The 16468-nt window shown below is 63.2% G+C and carries 20 protein-coding genes; 4 read left to right on the forward strand and 16 right to left on the reverse strand.

The genetic code is table 11. The features are described from left to right. Both AC1RUK_RS19050 and AC1RUK_RS19055 read left to right on the forward strand, forming a co-directional pair. Positions 1–477, forward strand: coding sequence for a peroxiredoxin (locus AC1RUK_RS19050; protein ID WP_481834384.1), 477 nt, complete (start codon positions 1–3; stop codon positions 475–477). Positions 478–572: 95 nt separating this feature from the next. Continuing rightward, a complete protein-coding gene (locus AC1RUK_RS19055) occupies positions 573–1088 on the forward strand; it encodes a DUF2938 domain-containing protein (protein WP_481834383.1) in 516 nt (171 codons plus the stop codon). Positions 1089–1147: 59 nt separating this feature from the next. On the opposite strand, the gene AC1RUK_RS19060 is transcribed toward AC1RUK_RS19055, so the two are convergent. The 13 genes from AC1RUK_RS19060 to coxB all read right to left on the reverse strand — a co-directional run bounded on the left by AC1RUK_RS19060 (position 1148) and on the right by coxB (position 11326). Further along, positions 1148–1750 carry a histidine phosphatase family protein gene (locus AC1RUK_RS19060; RefSeq protein ID WP_481834382.1) on the reverse strand — a complete coding sequence of 201 codons (603 nt, stop codon included), beginning with the start codon at positions 1748–1750 and terminating at the stop codon, positions 1148–1150. A 41-nt stretch (positions 1751–1791) separates the two neighbouring features. Beyond that, complete coding sequence (gene rnhA, locus AC1RUK_RS19065) at positions 1792–2322, reverse strand: ribonuclease HI (protein ID WP_481839455.1); 531 nt, start codon at positions 2320–2322, stop codon at positions 1792–1794. Between the two features lie 5 nt (positions 2323–2327). Further along, positions 2328–3290 (reverse strand): homoserine kinase, encoded by a 963-nt coding sequence (locus AC1RUK_RS19070; protein ID WP_481834381.1) that lies wholly within the window; start codon positions 3288–3290, stop codon positions 2328–2330. Between the two features lie 7 nt (positions 3291–3297). Then, positions 3298–4308, reverse strand: coding sequence for a 4-hydroxy-3-methylbut-2-enyl diphosphate reductase (gene ispH, locus AC1RUK_RS19075; protein ID WP_481834380.1), 1011 nt, complete (start codon positions 4306–4308; stop codon positions 3298–3300). Between the two features lie 70 nt (positions 4309–4378). After that, the gene (locus AC1RUK_RS19080; protein WP_481834379.1) at positions 4379–5134 is read right to left on the reverse strand and encodes an SURF1 family protein; all 756 of its coding nucleotides are present in this window, start codon (positions 5132–5134) and stop codon (positions 4379–4381) included. Next, entirely contained in the window at positions 5131–5517 is a 387-nt protein-coding gene (locus tag AC1RUK_RS19085; protein WP_481834378.1) for a DUF983 domain-containing protein, read from the reverse strand. Before AC1RUK_RS19085 ends, AC1RUK_RS19080 begins: the two co-directional genes overlap by 4 nt. Before the next feature lie 3 nt (positions 5518–5520). Then, positions 5521–6012 (reverse strand): L,D-transpeptidase family protein, encoded by a 492-nt coding sequence (locus AC1RUK_RS19090; protein WP_481834377.1) that lies wholly within the window; start codon positions 6010–6012, stop codon positions 5521–5523. Positions 6013–6098: 86 nt separating this feature from the next. Then, on the reverse strand, positions 6099–6980 hold the full coding sequence (locus AC1RUK_RS19095) for a cytochrome c oxidase subunit 3 (RefSeq protein WP_481834376.1): 882 nt from the start codon (positions 6978–6980) through the stop codon (positions 6099–6101). Position 6981: 1 nt separating this feature from the next. Then, entirely contained in the window at positions 6982–7611 is a 630-nt protein-coding gene (locus tag AC1RUK_RS19100) for a cytochrome c oxidase assembly protein (protein ID WP_481834375.1), read from the reverse strand. Positions 7612–7619: 8 nt separating this feature from the next. Then, the gene (locus tag AC1RUK_RS19105) at positions 7620–7781 is read right to left on the reverse strand and encodes a cytochrome c oxidase system small membrane protein (protein WP_481840328.1); all 162 of its coding nucleotides are present in this window, start codon (positions 7779–7781) and stop codon (positions 7620–7622) included. A gap of 2 nt (positions 7782–7783) precedes the next feature. After that, entirely contained in the window at positions 7784–8728 is a 945-nt protein-coding gene (locus AC1RUK_RS19110) for a heme o synthase (RefSeq protein ID WP_481834373.1), read from the reverse strand. Positions 8729–8801: 73 nt separating this feature from the next. After that, the gene (gene ctaD / locus AC1RUK_RS19115; protein WP_006206344.1) at positions 8802–10454 is read right to left on the reverse strand and encodes a cytochrome c oxidase subunit I; all 1653 of its coding nucleotides are present in this window, start codon (positions 10452–10454) and stop codon (positions 8802–8804) included. Between the two features lie 38 nt (positions 10455–10492). Then, positions 10493–11326 (reverse strand): cytochrome c oxidase subunit II, encoded by an 834-nt coding sequence (coxB, locus tag AC1RUK_RS19120; protein ID WP_481834372.1) that lies wholly within the window; start codon positions 11324–11326, stop codon positions 10493–10495. Positions 11327–11784: 458 nt separating this feature from the next. Here coxB and AC1RUK_RS19125 point away from each other — a divergent pair, with 458 nt between their 5' ends. Further along, positions 11785–12330, forward strand: a complete 546-nt coding sequence (locus tag AC1RUK_RS19125) for an invasion associated locus B family protein (RefSeq protein WP_481834371.1) — start codon at positions 11785–11787, stop codon at positions 12328–12330. Positions 12331–12466: 136 nt separating this feature from the next. Continuing rightward, entirely contained in the window at positions 12467–13879 is a 1413-nt protein-coding gene (gene tldD, locus AC1RUK_RS19130; protein ID WP_481834370.1) for a metalloprotease TldD, read from the forward strand. Between the two features lie 180 nt (positions 13880–14059). Here tldD and AC1RUK_RS19135 read toward each other — a convergent pair whose 3' ends face one another. The 3 genes from AC1RUK_RS19135 to AC1RUK_RS19145 are packed head-to-tail and all read right to left on the reverse strand — an operon-like array spanning position 14060 to position 16409. Beyond that, positions 14060–15301: a class I SAM-dependent RNA methyltransferase gene (locus tag AC1RUK_RS19135; RefSeq protein WP_481834369.1), complete on the reverse strand. Its 1242-nt coding sequence runs from the start codon at positions 15299–15301 to the stop codon at positions 14060–14062. Next, a complete protein-coding gene (locus AC1RUK_RS19140; RefSeq protein ID WP_481834368.1) occupies positions 15298–16062 on the reverse strand; it encodes a TlyA family RNA methyltransferase in 765 nt (254 codons plus the stop codon). Before AC1RUK_RS19140 ends, AC1RUK_RS19135 begins: the two co-directional genes overlap by 4 nt. After that, positions 16059–16409 carry a hypothetical protein gene (locus AC1RUK_RS19145; RefSeq protein WP_481834367.1) on the reverse strand — a complete coding sequence of 117 codons (351 nt, stop codon included), beginning with the start codon at positions 16407–16409 and terminating at the stop codon, positions 16059–16061. Before AC1RUK_RS19145 ends, AC1RUK_RS19140 begins: the two co-directional genes overlap by 4 nt. Positions 16410–16468 lie beyond the last annotated feature (59 nt).

The following is a 16468-nucleotide window of genomic DNA, read 5'->3' on the forward strand; positions in this document are numbered from 1 at the left end:
ATGACCATCTCCGTTGGCGACAAGCTGCCCGACGCGACCTTCAAGACGATGACCGCCGACGGCGCCAAGCTGGTCACGACGGCCGAGATCTTTGCCGGCAAGAAGGTCGTGCTGTTCGGCGTTCCCGGCGCCTTCACGCCGACCTGCAGCAACAACCACCTGCCCGGCTATCTGGAGAACCGTGACGCTATCCTCGCGCGTGGCGTCGACACCATCGCGGTCGTCTCGGTCAACGATGTGCATGTCATGGGCGCCTGGGCGCGCTTCACCGGCGGCGAGGGCAAGATCCTCTATCTCGCCGACGGCAATGGCGATTTTGCCAAGGCGGTCGGCCTCGACTACGCCAGCGACGGTATGGGGCTGCGCTCGAGGCGCTTTTCGATGATCGTCGACGACGGCAAGGTCACCGCGTTCAATATCGAGACCAAGCCAGGTGTCGACGAGTCGGGTGCGGCTCACATTCTCGGCCAGCTCTGAGCTCGACGGCAGTCGGGCCAAGGCCGTCAGGTTCGCCTTGCGTGACGGCCGCGGTGTAGGTGCTTCTGGATCTTCACTTTTGGGGGACCTCAGCGATGTTCGATATTGTCTGGCGCAGCGTAGCGATCGGCATTGGCGCGACGGTGCTGATGGATATCTGGGCCTTCTTCCTTCATGTGGCTTTTGCCCAGCCGCGGCCGAACTGGGGACCGGTCGGCCGCTGGGTCTGGCACTTGAGAAACAAGGTGTTTCACGACGACATCGCGGAGGCCTCGCCCTACGCACATGAAGTGGCGCTGGGCTGGGCCTTCCACTATGCCGTCGGCATCGCCTACGGCATCATCCTGGTCCTGCTGGCGGGAACGGCGTGGCTTGCCGCACCGACCTTCCTGCCGGCCTTCATCCTGGGCATGGTGACAGTCGGCGCCGGCTGGTTCCTGCTGGCGCCCGGCATGGGTGCCGGCTGGGCGGCTTCAAAGCGCCCCAACCCGATGCAGATCCGGGCGCTCAATCTGGTATCGCACACGGTGTTCGCGCTTGGGCTCTACGGCACGGCGCTCCTGATCCGCGAGAGCGGTTCTGCTTTTGATAGAATCGCAGGTCCGCTCTAAGTATTTGTTTTTACGCAATTCCGGACGGAAAACCGCTACGCACTTTTCCTGGAATTGCTCTAGCTGAACTGGCTGGCACCGAGTTGCACCGGCCTGTCGATTGGCCGCCATCCGTGGAGAACGCGGCGCGCTCCGATATCGTAGGCGAAGTAGTTGCCGCCGCCCGCGGGCTGATCCGCTTCGCGGCTGATACCCCGACCGCTGAGAGACAGCAACAGGAGCGTTCCCACGCCGCCATGGCCCACGAAGACAATATCGTCGGCGCCGTTTGCGCCGAGCACGGCTTCGACCTCGCATACAATACGAAGCTGGGCATCGATGGCCCGCTCCCATCCACGAATGCTGCTTTGTGGATTGGCGAAGAACTGGTCCGCAACCGCTTCGAACTCCGGCGGCGGCAGGAAACCCGTTGCCGACCGGTCGTTCTCATGCATCCGGTCCCTCACCTCGACCGCAAGGCGCAGATGCCTTGCGAGGATCTCGGCGGTTTCTATCGCCTTGCGTTCGCCTGACGACACGATACGCCGGATCGACCCTATCCATGGCTGGTCGAGTATCGCAAAGGCTCTCGCTCGCCCGATGTCGGATAGCCCCCACTGCGGCACCGGAATGCCAGCATCGATCTGAACCTGGGGATGCGTGATATAGTATGCGACAGGCACGATGGAGGTCTTTCTGCCAGTCAGCGGATCCGCGCCCGAATTCAATAACTCTGGGTCGAACGCCGCGCCTTTGCGACCGCCTGCGGCTTTGCCTGTGCAGCTGGCTGCGGCGTCACTGTAGGCCTTGACGGGCCCTTCTTGAACGGCGCCATGCCTTCCCGCGCCAATTCGTCGGCGCGCTCGTTCTCGATATGGCCGGCATGGCCCTTGACCCAGTTCCAGGTCACCTGATGGCGCCTGTTGGCCTCGTCCAGCGCCTGCCAGAGTTCGCCATTCTTGACCGGCTTCTTGTCGGCGGTCTTCCAGCCGTTCTTCTTCCAGCCATGGATCCACTTGGAAATGCCGTCCATGACGTATTTGCTGTCGGTGTGCAGGTCGACCGCGCACGGCTCCTTCAGCGCATTGAGCGCCGAGATGGCAGCGAGCAACTCCATGCGGTTGTTGGTCGTCTCGGCCTCGCCGCCCGACAGTTCCTTGGTTTTGCCGTTGAAGCGCAGGATCGCTCCCCACCCGCCGGGGCCCGGATTGCCCGAACAGGCGCCGTCGGTGAAGATTTCAACACGCTTGGTCATGTCGGTCATGTCAGCCCGTATTCGGAAGGAGATTTGATCGCTCGGTGGAAGCGCATGCGGCGGATATACTCGGTCGGGTCACGTTTCATGACCAGCCCGCCATTCGGAATGGTCAGCCAGTCATAGAGGCGGGTCAGCATGAAGCGCAGCGCCGATCCCCGCGCCAGGATCGGCAGCGCGGCCTTCTCCTCGCCGCTCAGGGGCCGCACGCTCTGGTAACCGGCCAGCAGCGCGGTGCCCTTGGTCAGGTTGAACGAAAAATCCTTCTCGAAGCACCAGGCATTGAGACAGGTGGCGACGTCATAGGCATAGAGGTCGTCGCAGGCGAAATAGAAGTCAATCAGCCCGGAGAGTTTCTCGCCGAGGAAGAAGACATTGTCGGGAAAAAGGTCGGCATGGATGATGCCTTGCGGCAGGTCCTTCGGCCAGTTGCGTTCGAAATCGGCGAAATCGGCATCGACCTCCGCCGCCAGCCCCGGCTCGACTTCGTCGGCGCGGGCATGGGAGGCGTTCCACAGCTTGCGCCAGCCATCGATGGCAAGCGCATTCGGGCGGGTCATGGAAAAATCCTGGCCGGCAAGATGCAGTTCGGCCAGTGCCTTGCCAACCTCGCCGCAATGCGCCGCAGTCGGCCGCCGCAGCGACAGGCCCTCGAGGAAGGTGATGATGACCGCCGGGCGGCCGGCCAGCGCACCGATGACGGTGCCGTCATGCGCGGTCACCGGAAGCGGGCACGAAATGCCCTTTCTGGCGAGATGGCCCATCAAGCCCAGAAAGAACGGCAGGTCGGCCTTGTCGACGCGCTTCTCGTAAAGCGTCAGGATGTAGGAACCGCTCGTCGTGTGCAGCAGGAAATTCGAATTCTCGGTGCCTTCGGCAATGCCCTTGTAGGACAGGAGTTCGCCGACCGGATAGGCCTGCAGGAACGTGCCGAGCTCGCCCTCGCTGACGTCGGTGTAGACCGCCATGGGCTGTTCACGCGGCTCCGTTGACGAAAGCCATGTCGGCCTTCGTCAGTTCGACATCGCGCAAAACCCGCATGACCGGAAAGTCCTCCGTTTCCGTTGCCGTGATCGCCAGATCGATGGTCACATCGAAGCGCTGGCGGAAGGCATCGATGATTTCGTCGACGATGATTTCCGGCGCCGACGCGCCAGCCGACAGGCCAAGCGTCGAGATGCCGGCGATGTCATTCCACGGAATTTCAGAAGCGCGCTGCACGAGAAGCGACATCTTGGCACCGGCGCGTTCCGCGACCTCGACAAGACGGCGCGAATTGGAGGAGTTGGGCGCGCCGACGATCAGATAGAGATCGGCACCGGCTGCGGTCTCCTTGACCGCCTCCTGGCGGTTGGTGGTGGCGTAGCAGATCGATTCCGCAGCCGGCGCATGCAGAGCGGGAAAGCGATCCTGCAATGCCCGGATGATGCCGGCGGTGTCCTCGACCGACAGCGTCGTCTGGGTGACGAAGCCGAGTGCCTCGGGATCGGCAGGCGCAAGCTTCGCAGCGTCCGCCTCGGTCTCGATCAGCGTGACGGCGCCGTCCGGCAGTTGGCCCATGGTGCCGATCACTTCGGGATGCCCGGCATGGCCGATCAAAAGCACGTGGCGGCCGAGGCGCTGGTGGCGCATTGCCTGCTTGTGGACCTTGGAGACCAGCGGACAGGTGGCGTCGAGATAGAACAGGTTGCGGGCCTGCGCATCGGCCGGCACCGATTTCGGCACGCCATGCGCCGAAAACACCACCGGGCTCTGACGATGCTCGGCCGGAATTTCCGAGAGTTCCTCGATAAAGACGGCACCCAGGCTCTGCAGGCCCTCGACGACATAGCGGTTGTGGACGATCTCGTGGCGGACATAGACCGGCGCGCCGTATTTCTTCAGCGCCAGCACGACGATCTGGATGGCGCGGTCGACGCCGGCGCAAAAGCCACGCGGCTGGCAGAGCCTTATCGTCAGTGGGGGCTTGGTCGTGGTGTGAAGCATGAATCCGGGCCGGTTGTTCAGAGCCGAAATGAGGTGCGCACCCCTGCCCTGTCAAGGGCGGCGGCAACGATCATTCCGCTTTCGCCGGACGGCGAAGCCTGAAGATGAGGACGCCGGCAAGGGCAGCGGCAAGGCCGTACCAGGTGAAAGCATATTGCAGATGGCTGTTCGGCAGGTCGATGATGGTGACGCCGCCAACCGGCAGGCCGCCGGGGTTTGGCGTCTTGTCGGCATCGATGAAGAACGGCACCAGGCGGGCTGCGCCAGGCAGGCCGGCGCTCGCCGCCATCACATCGCGATCCTTCCAGTAGAAAATGTTCTTCTGGATATCATTGTCGGGAACCATCATCGACGGCTTCGCGGGCAGCGGGTTGCGGGCAAGTCCGGTCACCGTCACCTTGCCCGCCACCTGCCCTTGCTGTCGCTTGGTGGCGTCCTTCAGGTCATAAGGCACGAAGCCGCGATTGATCAGCACGAAACGGCCATCATCCAGTTGCAGCGGCGTGATGACGTCAAAACCGGCAGCACCGTCCCAGGTCGAATAAAAATGCCGCTCACCCTGGTGCAGGAAAGTGCCTGACACCGTCACCGGCGTGTAGTCGACATCACCAGAGGAAGCGAACTGACTTTCGACCTCGGCCAGCGGCCGCGGCGCCGAATGCGTGCGCTGGTCTATGGTCTGGAGAAGACCTTCCTTCCAGTGCAGGCGCTGCATCTGCCAAGTGCCGAGCGCCAGCAGGATGACGAACACCACCAGGCCGAGGCCGAGCAGCAATGCCGTCTTCGGCCGCGAACGGCCGACACTCTTGGCCGAAGCCTCGCTCATTCGTCGCGGTCCAGCCGCCCCTCAGCCGCCTTGTTGGCGTATTGCAGCGTCAACAGCACGCCCTTGATCAGCCTGAGCGCCGTCAGGCACAGCACCAGCGCCAGCGGTATCCAGACCAGCAGATGCAGCCACAGTGGCGGGCTCAGCGTCACCTCCACCCACAGCGCCAGCCCGACGACGATGAAGCCGATGATCAGGATGACGAACACCGCCGGTCCATCGCCGGCATCGGCATAGGAATAGTCCAGGCCACAATTCATGCAGCGCTTGCCGACGGTCAGGAACCCGGAAAACAGCCGTCCCTCACCGCAGCGCGGACAGCGGCCGTGCAGGCCGGCCGAGATCGGCTCGATGGGTGGCCAGATCGCCTTGTCGTCGCTCATGCTTTACGGCCCGATCTCAATTGGCGTTCCATCGGCCACCATGGCCCAGATTTCATTCATATCGGAGTCCGTAACGGCAATGCAGCCGTCGGTCCAGTCGACCAATTGAAGCAGCCAGCTCCACCAGCCATAGCCGTTGGGCTGGCCATGGATCATGATCATGCCGCCGGGGTCGACGCCGGCCGCCTTCGCAGCCGCCATCTCCTCGGTATTCGGATAGGAGATGTGGATCGACTTGTGGGCAATGCTGTTGGGGTTGCGCCAATCCAGCAAATAGCGCCCCTCCGGCGTGCGCTGGTCACCTTCCCTGTGCTTTTGCCCGACAGGGTCGCCACCCAGAGCGATGCCGTAGGTGCGCAATATTTTGCCATCGCCGACCAGTTCCAGCCGCCGCTCCGACTTGTCGACGCGGACCAGATCGACGCGTTCGCTTGCGAAGGCTGGGACTGCCGCGGCAAAGCCGGCACAAGTGACAAAAAAGTGTCTCGAACGCATCGGCCATCGATCGACGATGATTATGCCGAAATGAAGAAGGCGGCCACGTTACCGCGGCCGCCTTGTCGATTTCCGAGCGAAAGCTGTCAGTGGCCTTCGATCAGCGCGCCGTTCGAGGCCCAGACATAGACCGCGCTGAACAGGAACAGCCAGACCACGTCGACGAAGTGCCAGTACCAGGCCGCCGCCTCGAAGCCGAAATGCTGCTTCGGGGTGAAGTCGCCCTTCATGGCGCGCACCAGGCATACAGCCAGGAAGATGGTGCCGATGATGACATGGAAACCATGGAAGCCGGTCGCCATGAAGAAGGTGGCGCCATAGATGGAATCCTTGAAGCCGAACGGCGCGTGCATGTACTCGTAGGCCTGCACCATGGTGAACAGCATGCCGAGGCCGACGGTGAGTACCAGGCCGTTGATCAGCCCCTTGCGGTCGCCGTGAAGCAGCGAATGATGCGCCCAGGTGACCGTCGTGCCCGACAGAAGCAGGATGATGGTGTTGTAGAGCGGCAGGTGGAAGGGATCGAGGACCTCGATGCCCTTCGGCGGCCAGACGCCGCCGGTGAAGGTGGTGCGGGCGTAATTCTGGACCTCGCCGGGAAACAGGCTGGCGTCGAAGAAGGCCCAGAACCAGGCGACGAAGAACATCACTTCCGAAGCGATGAACATGATCATGCCGTAGCGCAGATGCAGCGACACGACGCGGGTGTGATGGCCCTCATGCGCTTCCTTGATGGTGTCCGACCACCAGGCGAACATCGTGTATATGACGATCAGGAGGCCGATGAAGAACAGCCACGGATTGGCGATGTTGTAGCCGAAGATCGGGAAATCGCCGGCCTTGAGATACTGCATATAAGCGACGCCGCCGATAGCGGTCACCAGCGCGCCGATGGAGCCCAGGAAGGGCCACGGGCTCGGGTCGACGAGATGGTAGTCATGCTGTGGTCTTGCGTGCGCGTCGGCCATATCAACCCCCGAGATTTGCTTCGGTATCTGGAACTTTGTTGCTGCTTGCGGCCGGCGCTGACGACGCGACCGGCTTGTTCTTTTCGACCGGGAACATGGTGTAGGACAGGGTGATGGTCTTCAAGTCCTTCAGTTCCGGCACGTTGACGATGTCGGGATCCACGTAGAACACGACCGGCATGTCCAGCGTCTCGCCGGGCTTCAGCGTCGTGTCGGTGAAGCAGAAGCACTCCACCTTGTTGAAGTAGGGGCCTGCGAGTTCCGGCTGCACGTTGAAGGTCGCGCGGCCGGTAACGGGGCGGTCGAACTTGTTGGTCGCGGTGTAGTGCGCCTGGACCGTCTCACCGATCTTTATGGTGATCGAACGGGTGACCGGCTGGAATTGCCAGGGAACGCCCGCGGTGTTGGCATCGAAGCGGATGGCGACATCGCGGTCGAGCACGCGGTTCGCGTATTGCTGCGTGGCGCGTTTGGTCGTGCCGCCATAACCGGTCGCCTGGCAGAACATCGCATAGAGCGGCACGGCGGCGTAGGCCATGCCGATCATGCCGGTGAAGAAGGTAATGCAGACGCCCGCAACAATGCGGTTGGTGTTCTTCTTTGCGGGATCGGTGACTGTCTGGCGGGTCATCTTCGGCCTCACATCGCCGCGCCGCCGGTATGGCCGAATTTCACGATGGTGGCGACGTAGAAGATGACGACAAGCACCGCCAGCGCCAAACCAATGGCGGCGGAGCGGTTGCGCTGGGCTTTCTTCTGGCGTTCCGTCATCGTGATGAGTTCGAGTTTCTTGTCGACCATGATCATGCTCCGCCGATCGCAAGCGCGCGACTGACGACGCTGTCGGCAAGGTAGATGGCGAAGATGGCGAAGAGGTAGAGCAGCGAGTAGCCGAACAATGCCTTGGCCGGCTTCATCTCGCGGTCGCCGTCGCTCATGCGCAGCACCTTCCATGCATACCAGACGAAGCCTGCGCCGAGCAGCAGCGCGGCGATGCCATAGGCCGGCGTGGTGAAGCCGAGGACCCATGGCAGCACGCCGACAGGCGCCAGGATCAGCGCGTAGGCGAAGATCTGGCGCCGGGTCGAAGCCTGGCCGGCAACGTTCGGCATCATCGGGATGCCGGCCCTGGCATAGTCCTCGGACTTGAAGAGGGCCAGCGCCCAGAAATGCGGCGGCGTCCACAGGAAGATGATCAGGAACAGGACAAGGCTTTCGAGGCTGACCGTGCCGGTCACCGCGGCCCAGCCGATCACAGGCGGAATGGCGCCGGCGGCACCGCCAATGACGATGTTCTGGGGCGTCCAGCGCTTCAGCCACATCGTGTAGATGACGGCGTAGAAGAAGATGGTGAAGGCCAGCAGGCTGGCCGACAGCCAGTTGACGAGGACGCCGAGCGTCATCACCGACAGCACCGAGAGCACCAGGCCGAAGGTCAGCGCCTCGCCGGGCTGGATGCGGCCGGCAGGGACGGGGCGGCTTGCTGTCCTGGTCATGACCGCATCTATGTCGGCGTCATACCACATGTTGAGCGCGCCCGAGGCGCCGGCGCCAATCGCAATCGACAGGATCGCGATCACCGCCAGCAGCGGGTTGATGGTCACGGGCGCCGCGACCAGCCCGACAAAGGCCGTGAACACCACCAGCGACATGACGCGCGGCTTCAGCAGGGCGAAGAAATCGCCTGCGGTGGCTTCCGACATGCGAAAGCCCGCTTCGTCAATCAATGGTTTGTCGACAAGGGCCATGCGTACTTAAGTCCATCATTCCGTTGGCCAAAACCGCCGGCGTGCCGGCGGTTTCGTATTCGCGGGCAGCCGCTTACTTGATCTTCGGCAGCTGTTCCCACTGGTGGAACGGCGGCGGCGAAGGCAGCTGCCATTCCAGCGTCGTTGCACCCTCTCCCCATGGGTTGGCGCCGGCGATCCGCTTCTTCTGGAAGGCTTCGAACACGCCATAGAGGAAGATCATCACGCCGACGGCCGAGATATAGGACCCCATGGACGACACCCAGTTCCAACCGGCAAACGCGTCCGGATAGTCGATGGTGCGACGCGGCATGCCGGCGAGACCGAGGAAGTGTTGCGGGAAGAAGATCAGGTTGACGCCGACGAAGGTGACCCAGAAGTGGGTGTTGGCGATGACCGGAGAGTACATATAGCCGGTCATCTTCGGGAACCAGTAGTACCAGCCGGCGAAGATGGCGAAGACCGCGCCCAGCGACAGCACGTAGTGGAAGTGGGCGATGACGAAATAGGTGTCATGCAGCGAGCGGTCGAGGCCGGCATTGGCCAGCTGGACGCCGGTGACGCCGCCGATGGTGAACAGGAAGATGAAGCCCAGCGCCCACAGCATCGGCGTTTTGAACGAAATCGACCCGCCCCACATCGTCGCGATCCAGGAGAAGATCTTCACGCCCGTCGGCACCGCGATGACCATCGTGGCGAAGACGAAATAGCGCTGCGTGTCGAGCGACAGGCCGGTCGTGTACATGTGGTGCGCCCAGACGATGAAGCCCACCGCACCGATGGCGACCATGGCATAGGCCATGCCGAGATAGCCGAACACCGGCTTCTTCGAGAAGGTCGAGACGATGTGGCTGATGATGCCGAAGCCCGGCAGGATCAGGATGTAGACTTCCGGGTGACCGAAGAACCAGAACAGATGCTGGAACAGGATCGGGTCGCCGCCGCCGTCCGGCGCGAAGAAGGTGGTGCCGAAATTGCGGTCGGTGAGCAGCATGGTGATGCCGCCGGCCAGAACCGGCAGCGACAAGAGCAGCAGGAAGGCGGTGATCAGCACCGACCAGGCAAACAGCGGCATCTTGTGCAGCGTCATGCCAGGCGCGCGCATGTTGAAGATGGTGGTGATGAAGTTGATGGCGCCGAGGATCGACGACGCACCGGCAATGTGGATCGACAGGATCGCCAGATCCATGGCCGGCCCGGGCTGGCCCGAGGTCGACAGCGGCGGGTAGAGCGTCCAGCCACCACCGACGCCGTAGGCCCCCGGCGCGCTCGGCATGAAGGCCGAGGCGATCAGCAGGATGAAGGCCGGCGGCAGCAGCCAGAACGAGATGTTGTTCATGCGCGGGAAGGCCATGTCAGGCGCGCCGATCATGATCGGCACCATCCAGTTGGCAAAGCCGCCGATCAGCGCCGGCATGACCATGAAGAAGATCATGATCAGCGCGTGCGCGGTGCCGAAGGCGTTGTACATGCTCTTGCCGCCGTCGATCGCGGCATCGCCGTTCATGCCGTAGACCATCTGCGCCAGACCGGTGAAGATCTGAATGCCCGGCTCCTGCAGCTCCATGCGGATGACGACCGACAGGGCGCCGCCGACGATGCCCGCGAAGATCGCGAAGATCAGATAGAGCGTACCGATATCCTTGTGGTTGGTCGAATACACCCACCGGACCCAGCCGTGATACGGCTTGTGGTCGTGATCGTCGTGAGCTGCAGCGTCTGCCATGTTCGGCTCCGTTCCCTGATCTTATTTCGGTCGCGGCATCAGTTGCCGGCGGCCGCAACCTTGTTTGTGCCGTCGACCTCGGCCATCAGCGCCTTGTTGGCACCAGGAAGGTCGGTCTTGGCTGCCGTCAGCCAGGTGTTGTACTGCGCATCGGAGACGACGCGGATCGCTATCGGCATGAAGGCGTGGTCCTTGCCGCAGAGCTGCGAGCACTGGCCGTAGTAGAGGCCTTCCTTTTCCGCCTTGAACCAGGTTTCGTTGGTGCGTCCGGGAACCGCGTCCATCTTGATGCCGAAGGCGGGCATGGCAAAGGAATGGATGACGTCGGTTGCGGTGACCAGCACGCGGGTCATGGTGTTGACCGGCACCACCATCTCGTTGTCGACGGCGAGCAGGCGCGGATAGACCTGGCGATCTTCCTTGCCGGCGGCCTTGCGATCGCCGTCCTGAAGGATGGCCGAGTTGAAGGAAAGCGTCTTGTCGACCTGGTACTCATAGTCCCAGTTCCACTGGTTTCCAGTCGCCTTGATGGTCAGCTTGGCTTCTTCCGGCGGCGTGTATTGCGCGGTCAGCAACTGGAACGAAGGGATGGCGATGAAGAGCAGGATAACGACCGGGCCGACAGTCCAGATCACTTCGATCAGCGTGTTGTGGCTGGTCTGCGAAGGGACCGGGTTCACGCTTGCGCGGAATTTCCAGATGCAGACGGCGAGCAGAACAAGCACCAGGACGGTGATCGGGACGATGAACCACATCGTATAGTTCCCGAACCACTCGATCTGCCGCATCATGTCGGTTGCGGGCGGCTGGAAACCGATCTCCCACGGCTGGGGCTGGGCCGCATTGGCGGCACTCGCACCAGCCATGACCATGGCGGCGGCTCCCGCGCTTGCTAGAGACTTGGCGCTTGCTAGAGACTTGGCGCCAGCTAGGAATTTTCTCATCGCCCTCATCATCTCCCAGTTCCTCGCGATCGGACCGCAAGAATAACGAACCACGCCGGGATGGGAATCCCGGACAGTCCCAAGGGTGGTTCAAACCATACTCTATTTCCCTCCGCAAGAAAGGAGCGGCCGAAACCGTGCGGCATTTTTGCGCGCAAGCCTCGGCCGTCGCTTTTGGCGGCATGAGGCCTTCGTCGATCGATGACGCATGGACGGCAACCGTTACTTTCCGGAATGCTTCGCACTATCCGCCGGGCGGTCGCAATTCGGGCGAATTTGGCTTGGAAAAGCGCATTATTGCAGGTGTCCGGACGGACGGGCGACGGTCTCGTCCTTTACTTGGCCTTGGCGCGGCTTAAAGTGCCGTGATTCGCAATGGAGCCGTCATGAACTCTTGGCTTTCAAAACTTGGGTGTTCGAGAACTTTGGCTAGGGCCATTTTTCTTGCCGCCCTGTTTGGTACCGGCCTGTCAGGCATCGGTTCGGCCAATGCCGCGCAGCCAAGCGGCACGGTGCGCTCGACGCATGGCGCGTGGTCGATCATCTGCGATACGCCTGCCGGAGCGACATCAGAACAATGCGTGATGATGCAGAACGTCGTTGCCGAGGACCGTCCGGAGATGGGGCTGTCGGTGGTCGTGCTGCGCACCGCCGACAACAAGGCGGAGATCCTGCGCGTGCTGGCGCCGCTTGGCGTGCTGCTGCCCAACGGGCTCGGCCTCAATGTCGACGGCAAGGATATCGGCCGCGCCTATTTCGTGCGCTGCTTCCAGGACGGCTGCTATGCCGAGGTCATTCTCGAAAAGCCGCTGCTCGACACGCTGAAGACCGGCACGTCTGCCACTTTCATCGTCTTCCAAACGCCCGAAGAAGGCATCGGCATTCCCGTCGACCTCAAGGGCTTTGCCGACGGTTTTGCCGCGCTGCCCTGAGCGGCGAAGAATATCGTCATTGCGTTTGGCGCCCGCTGTCTGACGTCATTGTGATTGGCGCCATTGCCGATTGTCTCGGCACGCCTTCGCGCCTACATCGGGGAAAACGCCCAATCCTCCTGCGGACGGACCTGCCATGAACAGCCTGATCGGCCAATTCGACATTTCCGACGATCGCATCAAGCGCATCGTCGCCGAAACCATCAACGGCGCCGACGACGGCGAGCTGTTCCTCGAATACAGCGAGAGCGAAGCGCTGATGTTCGACAATGGCCGGCTGAAGACCGCCAACTTCAACACCGACCAGGGTTTTGGTCTGCGCGCGGTTGCCGGCGAGGCCAGCGGCTATGCGCATTCGAGCGATCTTTCGGAAGCCTCGCTGCTGCGCGCGGCCGACGCCGTTTCGACGGTCAAGGGCGGCTATTCCGGCACGCTCGCGGCAGCGCCCGCACGCACCAACCGCCATCTCTATGGCGAGGAGAACCCGATCCCCTCGCCTTCCTTCGAGACCAAGGCCAAGCTGCTGCAGGAAATCGATGCCTGGCTGCGCGCCGAGGATTCTCGCGTGCGCCAAGTCACGGCCTCGCTCGCCGCCTCGTGGCAGCATGTCGAGATCGTGCGCGCCGACGGCCAGATGGTGCGCGATATCCGCCCGCTGGTCCGCATCAATGTCTCCGTGGTCGTCGGCAGCGGCGACCGCCAGGAGAGCGGCTCCTACGGCATGGGCGGGCGCAAGGCGTTCGGCGAGTTCCTCGTCGAGGAGAGCTGGAAGCATGCCGCCAAGGAAGCGCTGCGCCAGGCGCTGGTCAATCTCGAGGCGGTTCCGGCGCCGGCCGGCACATTCGACATCGTGCTCTCCAGCGGCTGGCCGGGTGTCATGCTGCACGAGGCCGTCGGACACGGGCTCGAGGGCGATTTCAACCGCAAGAAGACCTCGGCCTTTGCCGGCCTGATGGGCCAGCAAGTGGCGGCCAAAGGCGTCACCGTCGTCGATGACGGGACCATTGCCGAACGGCGCGGCTCGCTGACCGTCGACGACGAAGGCACGCCCTCGGCCCGCAACGTGCTGATCGAAGACGGCAAATTGGTCGGCTACATGCAGGATCGCCAGAACGCCCGGCTGATGGGCATGAAGGCGACCGGCAACGGAAGGCGCGAAGGCTATGCGCATCAGCCGATGCCGCGCATGACCAACACCTACATGACCTCGGGCGACATGGAACCGGACGAGATCATCGCCTCGGTCAGGAACGGCATCTATGCCGTTTCGTTCGGCGGCGGCCAGGTCGATATCACCTCGGGCAAGTTCGTGTTCGGCTGCACAGAGGCCTACATGATCGAGAACGGCAAGGTGACGCAGCCGATCAAGGGCGCCATGCTGATCGGCAACGGACCGGACGCCATGCACCGCGTCAGCATGGTCGGCAACGATATGAAGCTCGACAACGGCATCGGCATGTGCGGCAAGGCCGGACAGGGCGTGCCGGTCGGCGTCGGTCAGCCGCATCTCAGGATGAACCAGATGACGGTGGGTGGCACGCGGGTTTGATGCGATGGCCACAGGAGAAAGTTCGTCGTCACCATTTCGACCGAGAGCCAGGTCACACAACCTCCCCCGGTCTTTCCCATAACGCGACCTCCCTGCCCAACAGAGGCAAGCCGAAGACCTTGAGAGAAATGGAAGCGGGTGTGCTCGCGGAAGCACGACGCCGCCATACTCGCGACTGACCTACCGTCTCTTCCTCGGCTTCTCCAGCAGCGCCACAGCCTCGACATGCGGCGACCACAGGAACTGGTCGATCGGCGTGACACTTTTCAAGGTGTAGCCACCATCGATGAGGATGCGCAAATCCCGTGCCAGCGTCACCGGATTGCACGAAACGGCGGCGACGAACGGCACGTCGGAGCGAGCGATCTGCTTCGACTGGTCCTCGGCGCCGGCGCGGGGCGGGTCGAAGACAAGGCCATCGAAGGCATTCAACTCCTTGAAGGTGAGCGGCCGCCGGAACAGGTCGCGGCGTTCGCTGGTAACCCGCTTCAGGCCAGTGGCGAAACGGAAGGCGCGGTCGAGTGCAGAAAGCGCCGCCGTATCGCCTTCCGCCGCGTGGACCTCCGACTTCGCGGCCAGGCGCAGCGCGAAGCTGCCACAGCCGGCAAAAAGGTCGGCGACCTTTTTTGCGCGTGACAGATGCTGGCCGACGATATCGGCCATGGTTTGCTCTGCAGCCTCGGTGGCCTGCAGGAATGCGCCCGGCGGCACCGCGACCGCCACGGTTCCGAACTGCACTGTCGGCTTCTTCGGCTCGACGATGATCTCGCCGTCGACCGACAGCCTGGCCAACCCCTCCGCAATGACGAAGTTCGAAGCGATGCGACGCTGGTTCTCGCCGAGCTTGCCGGATTCGTGGATCGCGACGTCGAGGCCGGACCCGGTGACCGTCACCGTCATATGGAACGATTTGGTGGTGGCGCAGACCAGCTCGGCGAGTTTTTTCAGACGATCGAGCGCGGCGACGATCACCGGCAGCGAGATCGGACATTCCTCGATGGCAATGATTTCCGACGACAGCGCGCGCACGAAGCCCAGCCGCATGCCGGCCTCGGTGCGCCTGGCGGAGAAGACGACGCGGCGGCGCGTCGCCGGCGCGCACGGCACCAAGGCGCCGATGTCGCCGGCTATGCCCTTGCTTTTCAGCGCATGCACGACCTTGTCGCGCTTCCACCGGCGGTAGGCTTCGGCCTCCAGATGCTGGACGGCGCAGCCGCCGCATTCGGTGAAATGCCGGCAGGCTGGATCGATCCTCAGCCGTGAAGCCTCCAGCACAGACATAAGCGTGGCGCGATCCTTTTCGCGCGCGGCAGTCACAATCTCGCCCGGCAGCGTGAAGGGAATGAAGACCTCGCCGGTTTCGGTCGCGGCGACGCCATCGCCTTGCGAGCCCAGCCTTGCGATGGTGAAGCGCGCGCTCATCGATCCTTGATCCCACCAAGCAGGAATTCGCGATTGCCGTCGCCGCCCTCGATCGGCGACAGATGCAGCCCCAGCGAGCGCCAACCGGGCATGCTGTCGAACCAGTCTTGCAGCACGCCGGCAACGCGGGCGGCGTCATAGGGATCCTTGAGCAGGCCGCCCTTGCCGATCGCCGCGCGGCCGGCCTCGAATTGCGGCTTGACCAGAAGCACCGCGCGGGCGCCGCTGCCGGCCAATGCGAGCGCCGACGGCAGCGCCAGCTTCAGCGAAATGAAGCTGACATCGCAGACGATGAAACCCGGAATGCGACCGCCGAGATCGGCGACGGTGAGGTCGCGGGCATTGAGGCCCTCGATGACCGTCACGCGTGGATCGCCTGCGATGTCGGGATGTATCTGGCCGCGGCCGACATCGATCGCCGTGACATGCGCCGCGCCGCGTTCGAGCAGCACCTGGGAGAAGCCGCCGGTCGAGGCGCCGATGTCGAGCGCTTCGCTGCCGGCCGGGTCGAGACCGAAATGGTCGAGCCCGGCGATCAGCTTCAGCGCCGCGCGAGACACATACCCCTGTGCCGGGTCGTCGATCGCGATCAGGCATTGCGGCGGGACGGTTTGGCCAGACTTGCGGGCGATGGTGCCATCGACCGTCACCGTGCCGCGCTCGATCGCGTCGCGGGCACGCGAGCGGCTGGCGAACAGGCCGCGTTCGACGAGCACTTCGTCGAGCCGCTGGCGCGCGCTGGCTGGCAAAGGGGAGTTCATCGGCCTTCATGGCGAAAGCCGGTGATGAACGCAAGGATGTTGGAAGCCGCAGATCTAGAAGATGGTTCGCGAAACCGGCCGTTCGACGGCCGGCGCCAGACCGTCATTGGGGTCGCCGGAAGCCTGCCTGCCCGGACGCTCGGCAGGAACTGCCGGCGCTGCGACAGTCTCCGGCACGACGACGAATTGCGGCCGTTGCTTGTAGGAAAGCCGCCGCGGATGCCGCCGATCTTGCCGGCGACGATGTCCATCGCCGCCTTTTCGAGATTGCGGTCGTAGCGCGTTTCGGCCATCGCAGGTGCTGCGATGACGGCCGAAAGGGCCATGCCATACAAAAGCGTTTTCATTTTTCGTCGTCCCCCTGCCGGACAGCCTTGTAGCAGGGCGGCGTTGAGAAACGGCCAAA

Source organism: Mesorhizobium monacense (genome assembly GCF_056781675.1).